Annotated in this window: 13 protein-coding genes and 1 pseudogene; 6 read left to right on the top strand and 8 right to left on the bottom strand. The window is 68.8% G+C overall.

The window, feature by feature from the left end; genetic code table 11:
- The 4 genes and pseudogenes from ABDW35_RS19075 to ABDW35_RS19090 form a co-directional block, all read left to right on the top strand.
- A pseudogene (locus ABDW35_RS19075) lies at positions 1–399 on the top strand (gfo/Idh/MocA family oxidoreductase); the annotation flags it as partial.
- 2 nt (positions 400–401) lie between these two features.
- A complete protein-coding gene (locus ABDW35_RS19080; RefSeq protein WP_343715467.1) occupies positions 402–1484 on the top strand; it encodes a Gfo/Idh/MocA family oxidoreductase in 1083 nt (360 codons plus the stop codon).
- On the top strand, positions 1481–2884 hold the full coding sequence (gene uxaC, locus ABDW35_RS19085) for a glucuronate isomerase (protein WP_343715468.1): 1404 nt from the start codon (positions 1481–1483) through the stop codon (positions 2882–2884). Before ABDW35_RS19080 ends, uxaC begins: the two co-directional genes overlap by 4 nt.
- A 207-nt stretch (positions 2885–3091) precedes the next feature.
- The gene (locus tag ABDW35_RS19090) at positions 3092–4123 is read left to right on the top strand and encodes an AI-2E family transporter (RefSeq protein WP_343715469.1); all 1032 of its coding nucleotides are present in this window, start codon (positions 3092–3094) and stop codon (positions 4121–4123) included.
- Positions 4124–4144: 21 nt separating this feature from the next.
- Here ABDW35_RS19090 and ABDW35_RS19095 read toward each other — a convergent pair whose 3' ends face one another.
- The 3 genes from ABDW35_RS19095 to ABDW35_RS19105 all read right to left on the bottom strand — a co-directional run bounded on the left by ABDW35_RS19095 (position 4145) and on the right by ABDW35_RS19105 (position 8219).
- Positions 4145–4750 (bottom strand): DUF5666 domain-containing protein, encoded by a 606-nt coding sequence (locus tag ABDW35_RS19095; RefSeq protein ID WP_343715470.1) that lies wholly within the window; start codon positions 4748–4750, stop codon positions 4145–4147.
- An 86-nt stretch (positions 4751–4836) separates the two neighbouring features.
- Entirely contained in the window at positions 4837–6861 is a 2025-nt protein-coding gene (locus ABDW35_RS19100) for a tetratricopeptide repeat protein (RefSeq protein WP_343715471.1), read from the bottom strand.
- A gap of 116 nt (positions 6862–6977) precedes the next feature.
- The gene (locus ABDW35_RS19105; protein WP_343715472.1) at positions 6978–8219 is read right to left on the bottom strand and encodes a dienelactone hydrolase family protein; all 1242 of its coding nucleotides are present in this window, start codon (positions 8217–8219) and stop codon (positions 6978–6980) included.
- A 141-nt stretch (positions 8220–8360) separates the two neighbouring features.
- Here ABDW35_RS19105 and ABDW35_RS19110 point away from each other — a divergent pair, with 141 nt between their 5' ends.
- On the top strand, positions 8361–8864 hold the full coding sequence (locus ABDW35_RS19110; protein ID WP_343715473.1) for a MarR family transcriptional regulator: 504 nt from the start codon (positions 8361–8363) through the stop codon (positions 8862–8864).
- An 18-nt stretch (positions 8865–8882) separates the two neighbouring features.
- On the opposite strand, the gene ABDW35_RS19115 is transcribed toward ABDW35_RS19110, so the two are convergent.
- The 3 genes from ABDW35_RS19115 to ABDW35_RS19125 all read right to left on the bottom strand — a co-directional run bounded on the left by ABDW35_RS19115 (position 8883) and on the right by ABDW35_RS19125 (position 11592).
- Positions 8883–10358 (bottom strand): sodium:solute symporter, encoded by a 1476-nt coding sequence (locus ABDW35_RS19115; protein ID WP_343715474.1) that lies wholly within the window; start codon positions 10356–10358, stop codon positions 8883–8885.
- Positions 10348–10545, bottom strand: a complete 198-nt coding sequence (locus tag ABDW35_RS19120; RefSeq protein WP_343715475.1) for a DUF3311 domain-containing protein — start codon at positions 10543–10545, stop codon at positions 10348–10350. Before ABDW35_RS19120 ends, ABDW35_RS19115 begins: the two co-directional genes overlap by 11 nt.
- A gap of 123 nt (positions 10546–10668) precedes the next feature.
- The gene (locus ABDW35_RS19125; RefSeq protein ID WP_343715476.1) at positions 10669–11592 is read right to left on the bottom strand and encodes an NmrA family NAD(P)-binding protein; all 924 of its coding nucleotides are present in this window, start codon (positions 11590–11592) and stop codon (positions 10669–10671) included.
- Positions 11593–11677: 85 nt separating this feature from the next.
- On the opposite strand from ABDW35_RS19125, the gene ABDW35_RS19130 reads away from it, so the two are divergent.
- On the top strand, positions 11678–12649 hold the full coding sequence (locus ABDW35_RS19130; RefSeq protein WP_343715477.1) for a LysR family transcriptional regulator: 972 nt from the start codon (positions 11678–11680) through the stop codon (positions 12647–12649).
- Positions 12650–12679: 30 nt separating this feature from the next.
- Here the strand turns inward: ABDW35_RS19130 and ABDW35_RS19135 are convergent, their stop codons facing one another.
- Both ABDW35_RS19135 and ABDW35_RS19140 read right to left on the bottom strand, forming a co-directional pair.
- A complete protein-coding gene (locus tag ABDW35_RS19135) occupies positions 12680–13441 on the bottom strand; it encodes an ABC transporter permease (protein WP_343715478.1) in 762 nt (253 codons plus the stop codon).
- The coding region (locus ABDW35_RS19140) for an ABC transporter ATP-binding protein (protein WP_343715479.1) at positions 13438–14007 on the bottom strand (570 nt) is incomplete at its 5' end. The genes ABDW35_RS19140 and ABDW35_RS19135, both read right to left, overlap by 4 nt.

The following is a 14007-nucleotide window of genomic DNA, read 5'->3' on the forward strand; positions in this document are numbered from 1 at the left end:
GCCAACCGCGCCAACCAGGAGACGCCGGAGCTGCAGGATTTCGGCGAGGCGCTGCTGCACAGCCCGGACGCCACCGGCTATATCCGGATCGACTGGTTCACGCCGGACGGGCTGCCGACCTGGGGCGACGGCCGTCTGACCATCCTCGGCACCGAGGGCTATATCGAGCTGCGGAAATATGTCGACCCGACCGGCCAGGACGGCACCGACCACCTGATCCTGGTCGACCGCAAGGGCATGCAGCGGATCGACTGCAGCCAGGTCGAGCTGCCCTTCGGCCGCCAGTTGGTGGCCGATGTGCTGGAGCGGACGGAGACGGCGATGACCCAGGCGCATTGCTTCAAGGCGATGGAGCTGGCGCTGCAGGCGCAGGCGCTGGCCGAAGGCGGGAGGGTCTGACCATGGCGATCCACAATGTTGCCGTCGTCGGCCTCGGTATTGGCAAGGGGCACATCGCCGAGGGCTATTCCGCCCATGCCGACAAGTTCCGGGTCGCGGCGATTTGCGACCTGAACCCGCAGCGCCTGACCGAGATCGGCGACGAGTTCGGCATCGCCGCGCGGACCACCAGCTTCGACGAGATCCTGCGGATGCCGGAGATCGAGGTGGTCGATATCTGCACCCCGCCCACCGTGCATATCGGCCAGATCCTGGCGGCGCTCGCGGCCGGCAAGCAGGTGATCTGCGAAAAGCCGCTGGTCGGGTCGCTGGCCGATCTCGACCGGGTGGTGAAGGCGGAGGCAGAGGCGCCGGGGCGGGTGATGCCGATCTTCCAGTACCGCTACGGCGACGGGCTGCAGCGGGCCAGGCACATCATCGAGTCCGGGATCGCCGGAAAGCCGTATCTGGCGACGGTGGAGACGGCCTGGAACCGCGGCGCGAAATACTACTCCGTGCCCTGGCGCGGCCGACTGGACACCGAGCTCGGCGGCGTGCTGCTGACCCATGCCATCCATTCGCACGACATCATGACCTGGCTCCTCGGGCCGGTGGCCTCGGTCTATTGCCGCACCGCAACCCGGGTGAATCCGATCGAGGTCGAGGACTGCGCCGTGGCCAGCCTGGTGATGCAGAACGGCGCCCTGGTGTCGCTGGCCGCCACCCTCGGCTCGCAGGTCGAGATCAGCCGGCTGCGCTTCTGCTTCGAGAACGTCACCTTCGAGAGCGGCCTCAAGCCCTACGCCCCCGGCGACGGCCCGTGGCAGATCCTGCCGGCCTCGCCCGAGATCGGGCAGCGGATCGAGGAGGCGCTGGCGGGCTGGCAGCCGGTGCCGTCGCGCTTCGCCGGCCAGCTCGGCGCCTATCACGCGGCGCTGGAGAGCGGCGGCCCGCTGCCGGTGACACTGGACGATGCGCGCCGGTCGCTGGAACTGGCGACGGCGTTGTTCCATTCTGCGGAAGCCGGCATCGCGATCGAGCTTCCGATCGGCCGGGACCACCCGAAATACGCCGATTGGCGTCCGCAGCCGAAAGCCGTCGCATGACCCTGCACCCGGACCGTCTGTTCTCGCCGGATCCGACCCAGCGCGACATCGCCCGGCGCCTCTATGCCGAGGTCGCCAGGCTGCCGCTGATCAGCCCGCACGGCCACACCGACCCGTCCTGGTACGCGAAGAACGAGGCGTTCCCGGACCCGGCGGCGCTGCTGATCATTCCGGACCACTACATCTTCCGCATGCTCTACAGCCAGGGCGTGCGGCTGGAGGATCTCGGCCTGCCGCGCCGCGACGGCGGGCCGGTCGAGACCGATCCGCGGGCGATCTGGCGCCGCTTCGCCGAGCATTGGCACCTGTTCCGGGGCACTCCGACACGGATGTGGCTCGACCACACCTTCGAGACCCTGTTCGGGGTGGAGGAGCGGCTGACCCCGGCCAGCGCCGACCGGATCTACGACCGCATCGCCGATCGGCTGGCGCGGCCCGAATTCCGGCCGCGGGCACTGTTCGAGCGCTTCAACCTCGAGGTCATCGCCACCACGGAATCGCCGCTCGATCCGCTCGACCATCACCGCGCGATCCGCGACAGCGGCTGGCGGGGCAGGGTGGTGACCGCCTTCCGGCCCGACCCGGTGGTGGATCCGGAGTTCGACGGCTTCCGCGAGGGATTGCAGAAACTCGGCGAGATCACCGGCGAGGACACCCATTCCTGGCGCGGCTACCTCGCCGCCCTGCAGCAGCGCCGCGGCTTCTTCAAGCAGATGGGCGCGACCTCGACCGACCATGGCCACCCGACCGCGGCGACGGCCGATCTCGATCCGGTCCCGGCAGTGACGCTGTTCGAGAAGATCGTCACCGGCCATTTCGAGCCGCAGGACGCCGAGCTGTTCCGGGCCCAGATGCTGACCGAGATGGCGCGGATGAGCCTGGAGGACGGGCTGGTGATGCAGATCCATCCCGGTTCCTTCCGCAACCACAACCCGACGCTGCAGCGCGACTTCGGCCGCGACAAGGGAGCCGACATCCCGACCCGGACCGACTATGTCCGCGCGCTGAAGCCGCTGCTCGACCGCTTCGGCAACGAGCGCGAGCTGACGGTGATCCTGTTCACGCTGGACGAGAGCACCTATGCGCGCGAGCTGGCGCCGCTGGCCGGGCATTACCCGACCCTGCGGCTCGGTCCGCCCTGGTGGTTCTTCGACAGCCCGGAGGGCATGCTGCGCTTCCGCGAGCTGGCGACCGAGACGGCCGGGTTCTACAACACGGTCGGCTTCAACGACGACACCCGCGCCTTCCCGTCGATCCCGGCACGGCACGACGTCGCCCGCCGGATCGACTGCCGCTACCTGGCCCAGCTGGTGGCCGAGCACCGGCTGGACGAGGACGAGGCGGCGGAGGTGGCCATCGACCTCGCCTACCGCCTGCCCAAGGCGGCGTACAAGCTGTAGGGAACGGCGGGACGGTCGGCAGGAACCAGTGCCGGGCCTCTCCAGGTCCGGCGCTTCGTCGTTGCCGCCATCATGTCGCCAAGGGTTTGATTGACATTTGTCCGGTTAGGGTCCGGAGTCGGGCTCGTAACGCTGCGCGCAGTCCCGTCGAGAACAGGCTTTGAGATCATGAATTTCCAACCCGGCCGAAGCGAGGAGAGCGCGGCCGTGGTCCCTGCGGCTCCCGGCCCGTCCGTGCGCGAGCGCCGCATCGAGATCTCGGCGCAGATCCTGGCCGGCCTGGCCCTGCTCGGCACCCTCTGGTTCGGGCTGCTCGCCGCGCTGCTGGCGGGCCTCCTGATCCATGAGCTGGTGCATGTGGCGGCGCCGGCGTTCCGGCGCTTCGGCTTCCTGCCGAACATCGGCCGCATCATCGCTCTCGGCCTGTTCACGGCGGTGATCAGCGTGGCCCTGGTCTTCGGCGCGATCGAGCTGATCTCGTTCCTCACCGACCGGCCGCAGGGCCTGGTCGCGGTGATGCGCAAGATGGCGGAGGCGGTGGAGCAGGCCAGCCAGCAGCTGCCGCCCTGGATCGTCGCCTATATCCCGAACAGCGGCCAGGATCTCGATACCATGATTGCGCAGTCGCTGCGCGACCATGCGCGGGAGCTGCTGCGGCTGACCACCGATGTCGGCCGCATCCTGGTCCACATCATCATCGGGCTGGTGATCGGCGGGATGATCGCCGTCGCCGACCTGACCGAGAAGCCGGGGCGCGGCCCGCTGGCCCGGGCGCTGGCGGAGCGGGCGCGGCTGCTGGCGCTGTCGTTCCGCCGCGTCGTCTTCGCCCAGGTGCGAATCTCCGCCCTCAACACGGTGCTGACCGCGATCTATCTGGTCGGCGTCCTGCCGGCCTTCGGCATCCACCTGCCGCTGACCAAGACCATGATCGTGGTCACCTTCGTGGTCGGCCTGCTGCCGGTGATCGGCAACCTGATCTCGAACACCGTGATCGTGGTGATCAGCCTCAGCCTGTCGGTCTATGTCGCCGCGGCGTCGCTGGCCTTCCTGGTGATCATCCACAAGCTGGAATACTTCATCAACGCCAAGATCGTCGGCACCCAGATCCATGCCCGGGCCTGGGAGATCCTGATCGCCATGCTGCTGATGGAGGCGGCGTTCGGCGTGCCGGGGGTGATCGCAGCGCCGGTGTTCTACGCCTATCTCAAGGCCGAGCTGGGGCGCAGCAAGCTGATCTGACGCCCCGCTCCGTGCCGCCGGTTACATCGGCGGCACCAGACCGTCCTTGCCGACCTGGACGGCGTGGGAGACCAGCGACCCGTCATCGGCCTTGACTGCGCTGACGATGACATGGGCACCCTTGACCAGCTGGCTGCGGTTGCCCGGCTCATAGGTGATCACCGGCACACCGGGCGGCACCACCAGCCTGGTCTCGTGGCCCTGATACTGCATCGTCACCACCCGGCCGTCGGTGCCGGTGACGTCGCCGGCCGTGGCGTTGGTCATGGTGCTGCCCGGCTTCAGGTCGAAGGAGTGCTGGCCCTCGCCGACGCCGCGCATGCTCTCCGGGAACACCTGCACCTCCAGCGCCTGCAGGCTGCCATCCGCCTGCGGCATGGCGGCGCTGCCGATATAGGTGCCGGGCTTGATGTCATGGATGTCGGCCGGGGCGATGGTCCGCACCGTGGCGTCGTCGGCCACGGTCACGGTGGCGGTGGTGCCGCCACGGGCGGCGATGGTCATCACCGGCCCGTCCATCGCCTCGATGGTGCCGCGGATGCGCTGCTGAGGCTGGGTCTGGGCCATGGCCGGCAGGGCCGACAGGACCCCGAACAGGGCCAGGCCCGCAATCGCGCTGCGCTTCATGATGCTGTCCTCGCTGGAGCGTCGACGTCCCCCCGACAGCGGTACGGCCCGACTCCTCCGGCGGTTACATGAATTCCGTCCGGGCGTCAGGACGGCGGGCCGGCCTTCCACTCCTTCCGCGCCAGGGCCACCAGCAGCGCGTCGTCGACGCCGTCGGCCGCCGGCAGCCCCTCGGCCCGGCGGAAGGCCTCTGCCGCCGCCTGGACCGGGCTGGCGGTTCCGCCGGCAGGCTCGGCCGAGGCGTAGCCGAGCGCCGCCAGCAGGCGCAGCGCCGCCGCGGCCTTGGCCGCCGGCGACCGGGCCCCGAGCAGCGCGGCCGTATATTTCGGCGCGTCATCCCCCTCGGTCAGCGACCGGGCGAACCAGATCACCGCCTCGGTCTCGTCGCGGGCGATGCCGCGGCCGGTCTCATAGGCGATGCCCAGCTCGTTCTGCGCCTCGGCGTCGCCCTTGTCGGCGGCGATGCGGAACCAGCGCAGCGCCTGGGCGTCGTCCTGGATCACGCCGCGCCCGGCCTGGAAGCATCGGGCGAGATAGCGCGCGGCCTCCGTCTCGCCCTGGTCGGCGGCCAGGCGGTACAGGCGGATGGCCTTGAGGTCGCTCTGCGCCACCCCGAGGCCCTGCTCATACATCCGGCCGAGATGGATCTGCGAATAGGCATAGCCTTGGTCGGCCGAACGGCGGTGCCAGCGGGCTGCCTCGGCATTGTCCTCGGCGACGCCGCGGCCGCGCTCATACATCCAGCCGAGATCGGCCTCGGCCCGGGCGAAGCCCTGGTCGGCGGCCTTGCGGTACCAGCGCACGGCTTCCGCGTCGTCGCGGGCGACCCCCAGGCCGTCGCGATAGAGGTCGCCGAGATTGGTCTGCGCCCGCGGCAGGCCCTGGTCGGCGGCGAGGCGGTAGAGGCGGGCGGCCTCAGCGTCGTCCCGGGTCACGCCGCGGCCGGTGTGATACAGCCAGCCGAGATTGCTCTGGGCGTGCAGATAGCCCTGCTCGGCGGACATCCGGTACCAGCGGGCGGCCTCGGCATCGTCCTCGGGGACACCGCGGCCGAGCTCGTACAGGATGCCGATGCTGTTCTGCGCCTGGGCGCTGCCATGCTTCGCGGCCAGCCGGTACCAGCGCATCGCCTTGGCGTCGTTCTCCGGCACGCCGCGGCCGGCATCGTACATCTCGCCCAACTCGGCCTGCGCCCGGGCATAGCCCTGCGCCGCCGCCAGCCGGTACCAGCGCACCGCCTCCGCCGGGTCCTCGGCCACGCCGCGGCCGCCATCATACATGAAGGCCAGGTTGGCCTGCGCCCGGGCCAGGCCCTGGTCGGCGGCGAGGCGATAGAGGCGGACGGCCTCGGCCTTGTCCTCCTTCATGCCGCGCCCGACCTCGGCCATCCAGCCGAGATTGGTCTGGGCCTCGGCATTGCCCTGGTCGGCGGCCAGGCGATACAGGCGCACCGCCTCGGCATCGTCCTGCGGCACGCCGTGGCCGAGGCGGTACAGCGACCCCAGCAGGCGCTGGCCGACGGGGGATCCGGCATCGGCGGCGCGGTTGTACCAATAGGCCGCGGCGGCATAGTCCTGGTTGGCGCCCCGGCCGTTCTCGATCATGTAGCCGAGGCTGACCTGGGCCGCGACATAGCCCTGCTCGGCCGCCAGCCGGTACAGCCGGACCGCCGCGGCATCGCTGCGCTCGACCCCGCGCCCGTCCTGGTACATGTAGCCGAGATAGGTCTGGCCGCGGTCGTATCCCTGGGCGGCCGACAGGCGGTACCAGCGCACGGCTTCGGCATCGTCCTGCGCGACGCCCGTGCCGTCCCGGTACATGTCGCCGAGATAGGCCTGGGCCCGGGCGCTGCCCCGGTCGGCGGCCAGGCGGTACCAGCGGGCCGCCTCGGCGAGGTCCTTGTCCACACCTTCGCCGGCCTCGAAACGGATGCCCAGCTGCAGCCGGGCCTCGGCATCGCCCGACTCGGCGGTCAGGCGCAGCCCGCGCAGCGCCGCTTCAGGCCCCGCCTCACGGATCGCCAGGATGTCATCGGAAGATCCCGGCGTCGTGGCCACCACGAGCGACGGGGAGGCCAGGGCCGCCGGCGACGCCAGCAAGATCCCCAGCATGAAGCTATGAATGCGCATCTGAAATGGCGGTTCGACAAATCCCCTGACCACCATCATCCTCATCGAAACCGGCCCCGGAGTCGATGCCCGATTGTTCCGGGGCCGGTCGATTCCAGCTACGCCTTTCGGTCCGGTTCGCTCTCCGCCCAGCGGGCCATCAGGGTGTTGGACGGCAGGCTCTCATCGACCAGCTTCCGCGCCGTTTCGACACCTGCCACCGGCAGGCCCTTGGGATCCAGCAGGCCGATCTGCACCAGCACCGAGGCCTGGTCCCAGTAGATGTGCTCGTTGTACAGCTTGTCGCCGCGGAAGCGGACGATCGCGACCAGCGGGATCTCGACATACCGCCCGGTCGGCGGGATGCCGGGCAGCATCCAGTCGATCTCGACGTCGTGGGTGAAGCAGAACAGCATCTCGTCGACCAGCCGGTCGACCCCGACGGTGCGGCTGATCGGGACAAGCCTGGTGTCGGCCGGCGTCTTCGGGATGAAGTGGTTGGCGTAGAAGCGGTACAGGTCCTCCTGGCCGACGCCGCCGGTCATGGTCGGGATGTGGTTGACATAGGGGGCCGCCACCATCGTCGCCATGGTGGCGCGGGCGTCGCGGGTGGCGAATTCCAGTTCGGTGTGCCGCTCCCACAGCGCCGGCAGGTCGTAATGCGGCCCCATTGCGGCGCGGAACACGGCCAGGCTGCGGGAATGGGCCATCAGCGAGGCCGGCTTGTCATAGGCCGCCCGGTCCGGGACGTTGAAGCCGTGATCGGCGCCCGGGTAGACGAACAGCTGCACGTCGACGCGCTCGGCGAAGGCATCGGCGATCGCCTCACGCACCGGTGGCGGCAGGTGGCGGTCCTTCTCGGGGATGTGGAACACCATCGGGCAGCGCACCGCTCCGGCCTCGCCCAGCAGCGGTTCCATGCCGGTGCCGTAGTAGCTGACAGCGGCATCGACATGGTGGCGCGCCGCGGTCAGATAGGCCAGGCGCCCGCCCAGGCAGAAGCCCAGCGCGCCGATCTTGCCGCGGCATTCCGGCAGCCGCCGCAGCGCCGCCAGGGCGGTGCCGCAATCGGCGACCGCACGGTTGATATCCAGCCGGCCCAGCAGCTCGCGGGCGCGGGCTATATCGGCCTCGCCATAGCCCAGGTCGACCTTCGCCTCCAGCCGCCAGAACAGGTCCGGCGCCAGCACCACATAGCCTTCCTCGGCATAGAGGTCGGCGACGGCGCGGAGATGGGCATTGACGCCGAAGATCTCCTGCAGCAGCAGGAGGCCGGGGCCGCTGCCGCTCTCCGGCACCGCCAGATAGCCCTGGAACCGGCCGCCGTCATCGGCCGGAATGTCGATCCACCTGCTGGTCATCACGCTGGTCTCCGCTGGCTCCGGAAGCGGCCGGGCGCCGGTCCGGGGGCGTCTTGGCGTCGGGGGCTGCGCGGTCCGCGGTTATACTTTAAACTTAAAGCAGATCGGGTGGCCACGGGCCGTGTTCAGGACAGCAGCAGAATGATCGATGCCGAGACCGCGGTCGCCGACCGGCCCAAGGACCACCGCGTCGAATTGCGGCTGTGGCTGCGGCTCCTGACCTGCACCACGATGATCGAGCGCGAGGTCCGGCGCCGCCTGGCCGAGAGCTTCGACACCACCCTGCCGCGCTTCGACCTGATGGCGCAGCTGTACAAGATGCGCCAGGGGCTGACCTTGGGGGAGCTGAGCCAGCGGCTGATGGTTTCGAACGGCAACATGACCGGGCTGGTCGAGCGGCTGGTCGAGAACGGGCTGGTGGCGCGCGAGCAGTCGCAGGCCGACCGGCGCAAGCATGTCATCCGCCTAACCGCGGAGGGGGAACGCCAGTTCGCCGCCATGGCCGCGGCGCATGGCGACTGGGTGGCCGAGATGACGGCGGGCCTTGAGACGGGCGAGATCGAGCGGCTGATGGAGCTGCTGGGCCGGACGAAGACATCCGTGGCCGAGGCGACGAAGCCGCGGGGACGGGGCAAGGCCGAATAGCCTCGCCCCGTCCGGCCGTCAGGCGGTGCGCGCTACCCGCGGCGCCGCCACCAGGTTGACCAGCACCGCGACGACGATGTTGGCGGCCAGCGCCAGCAGCCCGGCATAGACCGTGACCGAGCCGCCGCCGAAGCTCACCGCGTGCAGCGGCTTCAGGCCGTCGGTCCAGACGATCCAGCTGCCGCCGAAGAAGCCGACGGCCCAGCCGGCCAGCAGCGCCGGGGCGCGGAACCAGCCGACATAGAGGCCGAACACCACCGCCGGCAGGGTCTGCAGGATCCAGACGCCGCCCAGCAGCTGCAGGTCCAGCGCGAACTGGGTCGGCAGCAGCACGATCACCAGCAGGGCGCCGACCTTGACCACCAGTGAGGTGACCTTGGCCACCTGCGCCTCCCCGGCGTGGCTCACGCCCGGATCGACATAGGCCTTCCAGAAGTTGCGGGTGAACAGGTTGGCGGCGCCGATGCTCATCACCGCCGCCGGCACCAGGGCGCCGATGGCGATGGCGGCGAAGGCGAAGCCGGCGAACCAGCTCGGGAACAGCGTCTGGAACAGCGCCGGCACCACGTCGTTCGGGCTGGCGACGTTGAGATGCGCGGCATGGCCCATATAGCCGAGCAGGGCCAGCAGGCCGAGCAGCAGCGTATAGGCCGGCAGCAGCGCCGCGTTCTTGCGAATGGTGTTGGCGCTGGCCGAGGCGAAGATGCCGGTCAGGGTGTGCGGGTACATGAAGGCGGCGAGGGCCGAGCCCAGCGCCAGCGTGGCGTAGGCCACCATCTGGTTGCCGCCGAGCAGCAGCCCGCCCGCGCCCTTGGCCTGGAAGGCCTGGTCGGCCGCCTGGAACACGGCGCCGTAGCCGCCGAGCTCCCACGGGATCAGCGCCACCGCGGCCAGCACCGCGATGTAGATCATGATGTCCTTGACGAAGGCGATCAGCGCCGGCGCCCGCAGGCCGGCGGAATAGGTGTAGAGCGCCAGGATGATGAAGGCGATCGCCAGCGGCAGCTCACCGGTCAGCCCCAGCGCCTTGATCACGGCGGCCATGCCGACCAGCTGCAGCGCGATATAGGGCATCACGGCGAGCACGCCGGTGATCGCAACCGCCAGCTCCAGCCCGCGCGAGCCGTACTGGCCGAACACCACGTCGCCGGCGGTGACGTAGCCATGGTCCTTCGCCCGCTTCCACAGCTTCGGCATCACCAGGAAGACGAAGGGATAGACGATGATGGTGTAGGGCAAGGCGAAGAAGCCATAGGCGCCGGCAGCGTAGACCGCGGCCGGCACCGCGATCACGGTGTAGGCGGTGTAGAAGTCGCCGCCGACCAGGAACCAGGTGACCCAGGTGCCGAATTTGCGGCCGCCCAGCCCCCATTCGTCGATATGGGCCAGCGTCTCGCCCCGCTTCCAGCGGGCGGCCATGAAGCCCATGACCGTGACCAGGATGAAGAAGAAGGCGAAGACGGCGATGGCGACGACGTCCAGCTCAGTCGTCATGGCGCACGCTCCGATAGGCGACCCAGATGATCAGCGCGGTCAGCGGCACCCAGGCGAACTGGTACCAGTAGAAGAACGGAAAGCCCAGGATCTCCGGCTCCCGCGCATTGTAGAACGGCACCCACAGGAGCCCGATATAGGGCAGGAGCAGCAGCCACAGCAGCGGCCGCCGTGAACGCTCAGGCATGGCGGTTCCTTCCGTCGCGGGTCCGGATCCCCCGGCCCGATTGTCGGCCAACCTGCCATCGTCCCTGGAGATGTTAACCCGAATTAAGGCATGGCGGCATTGCTATGGGCCGCACCGGGCCGATCAGGCGCCCGGCGGAACGCGGGCGGCCATGAAGGCGGCGAAGCTCAAGGGCCTGATCTCGGGATACCGACCATTCGCCAGATCGGTGAGCTTTGCCCTGCCCGACACCATCGCCCACTGGTACTGCGCGGCGATCGGGGCCCAGAAATCCGGATCCGTGGCCTTGGTGTCGGCGATCCAGCGCTCGAGGTCGTCGACCGACCCGAGATGGCGTGTCTCGAAGCGCCGGTCGAGAGCGCGTTCCACGGCGCGGATCGCCTCCTTCACCGTGATCTGATCCCCGGCGACGGAGAGCTTGCCGCTCGGCAGCATCGGATCGAGCGCCGCCTCAGCGGTGTAGAGAGCGGTATCGGCGACTGTGGTGACATCGAAGGGGACCTCCTCGTCGCCCCAATAGGCGGCCGTGCCAGCCTCGAGATCGAACATCTGGAAGAACGGCGCTACCACCACCTCGTGGAACGCGCCATTCAGCACGTGGACATGCTCAAGGCCGCTCCGGGCGATCGCCTCGTCCGCCTCGCGGCGCCAATCGAGCATCGGGTGGCTGCCGGGCTCCAGCTTGAACAGATCAATCGCGAAGTCCGACGGCAGGATGCGACGGACGCCATTGCGCCTGGCGGCGTCCAGCAGGGCAAGCTGGCCATCGACGATCGTCTCGCGCATCCCCTGGACCGCGGAGACGACGACATCGATCCCGCGGGTCGCAGCGACGAGACTGGCGTGATCCGCGAGGTCGCCTTCGAGAAGGGCGGCGCCGCGCCGGACGAGGTGGTCAAGCTGTGCCTTCTTGGCGCCGGAGACGAGCGTCTCCTTCCGCACCAGCAATGTCAGCTCGGCCTGCGGCTTGGCGAGGAGGGCTTCTGCGATCCTGGCGCCCAGCATGCCGGTCGCGCCGATAAGCAGAACGTTGGTCTTGGCGTGCATCGGTGTTCCTCGAAACGATCATGGAGGGCATATCGCTCCGTTCCTCTCGGTGGACAATGGTGCATATCCGAAACATCATGTTCCCATGCACGAACAAAGAATCGGCGATCTCAACCATGTGCGGCTCTTCGTCAAGATCGCCGAACTGGGGAGCCTGACCCGCGCGGCAAGGGCATTGGGCAAGCCCAAATCGACCGTGAGCCGGGATCTCGCGCGCCTCGAGGCCAGCGTCGGCGCCTCGCTCATGCAGCGTTCGAACCGGCGGATGACCCTCACGGAAACCGGCGCCCTCTTCCTTCAGCATGCTCACCGGATCCTGGGCGAGGTCGAGGACGCCGAGATCGCCGTGGGCCGGCTTGGCGCCGTGCCGCGCGGGCTGCTTCGTGTCAGCGCGCCCTTCACGGCAGGTCATGCGCTGCTCGCGCCTCTCCTGCCCGGATTTCTCGAGCGGTATCCCGAGATCCGGTTTGCGCTCGAGCTGGACAATCGACGCGTCGATCCGGTGGGCGAGGATTTCGATGTCGTCCTGCGCGTGGGGCGGCTCGAGGATTCCAGCCTCGTCGCCCGGAAGCTCGCCCATATCGAGTTCGGCCTGTTCGCCAGTCCCGCCTATCTGCAACGCCGGGGCGCGCCCAGCCGGCTGGCCGACCTCTCCGCGCATGACATCGTGGACAAGGGCGGGCCGCCCGGGCCGAGGACGTGGTGGATCGAGAGCCGGGACGGGCCCGTCAGCGTCGAGGTCAATCCACGCCTGTCGATCAACGATCCGGCGACCGTCCGGGTCACCCTCCTGGGCGGCGTGGGGATAGGCTGGCTGCCGACGTTTCTGGCTGCGGCGGATGTGGGGGCGCAGCGTCTCGTGCCTATCCTTGCCGACCATCGCCGCGATGCGACCGACATTCACGCGCTGTTCCGGGCGCGCCGGAGCCTGTCGCCAGCCGTGAACGCCTTCATCGACTATCTCGTCGCGCGGTTTTCGGACCAGCACGCCGATGGGCCCGCTGTTTGGGCCGAGCCCTCCGGACCGCCGGTCCCGATGCGTGATCGGCGCCGGTGACCGCGAGCGCCGATCGCCGGAGGCGATCTGTCAGGTCTTCAGCCGGTACCCGGTCCTGAAGATCCAGCCGACCACGGCCAGGCAGATCGCCAGGAAGGCCAGGGTCATGCCCAAGCTGACGGCGACATTGACGTCCGCCACGCCGTAGAAGCTCCAGCGGAAGCCGCTGATCAGGTAGACCACGGGGTTGAACATCGCCACGGTCTGCCAGAAGGGCGGCAGCATGGTGATCGAGTAGAAGCTGCCGCCCAAGAAGGTGAGCGGCGTGATGATCAGCAGCGGGATCACCTGCAGCTTCTCGAATCCGTCGGCCCAGATGCCGATGATGAAGCCGAACAGGCTGAAGGTGACGGCGGTCAGCAGCAGGAACACCACCATCCAGACGGGGTGCACCACCTGCAGCGGCACGAACAGCCCGGCCGTGGCGAGAATGATGACGCCGAGGATGATCGACTTGGTGGCCGCCGCTCCGACATAGGCGACGACGATCTCCAGATAAGACACGGGCGCTGACAGCAGCTCGTAGATCGTGCCGATGAATTTCGGGAAATAGATGCCGATCGAGGCGTTGGAGATGCTCTGCGTCAGCAGCGACAGCATGATCAGCCCGGGCACGATGAAGGCGCCGTAGCTGACGCCGTGGATCTGCTCGATGCGGGTGCCGAGGGCCGAGCCGAAGACCACGAAGTACAGCGAGGTCGAGATCACCGGCGACAGGATGCTCTGCATCAGGGTGCGCCCGGTGCGCGCCATCTCGGAGAGATAGATCGCGCGGATCGCGTAGAGGTTCATGACCGTTCGCTCACCAGCTTGACGAAGATCTCCTCCAGCGAGCTCTGGCTGGTGCGGAGGTCCTTGAATCGGATCCCGGCATCGGACAGGGATTGCAGCACGGCGGTGATGCCGGTGCGCTCGCCCTGGGTGTCGTAGGTGTAGACCAGTTCCGTCCCGTCGGCCGACAGCGCGAGGTGATGCGCGGCCAGGGATTCGGGCACGCTGTCCAGCGGCGCCTGCAGCTGCAGCGTCAGCTGCTTCCTGCCCAGCTTGTGCATCAGCTCGGCCTTGTCCTCGACCAGGATGATCTCGCCCTTGCGGATCACCCCGATCCGGTCGGCCATCTCCTCGGCCTCGTCGATGTAATGGGTGGTCAGGATGATGGTGACGCCCTGGTCGCGCAGCGTGCGGACCAGCCGCCACATGTCCTGCCGCAGTTCGACATCGACGCCGGCCGTCGGCTCGTCCAGGAACAGGATCTGCGGCTCATGCGCCAGCGCCTTGGCGATCAGCACCCGGCGCTTCATCCCGCCGGACAGCGTCATGATCTTGCTGTCCTTCTTCTCCCACAGCGACAAGTCGCG

Source organism: Inquilinus sp., assembly GCF_039594555.1.
Lineage (GTDB): Bacteria > Pseudomonadota > Alphaproteobacteria > DSM-16000 > Inquilinaceae > Inquilinus.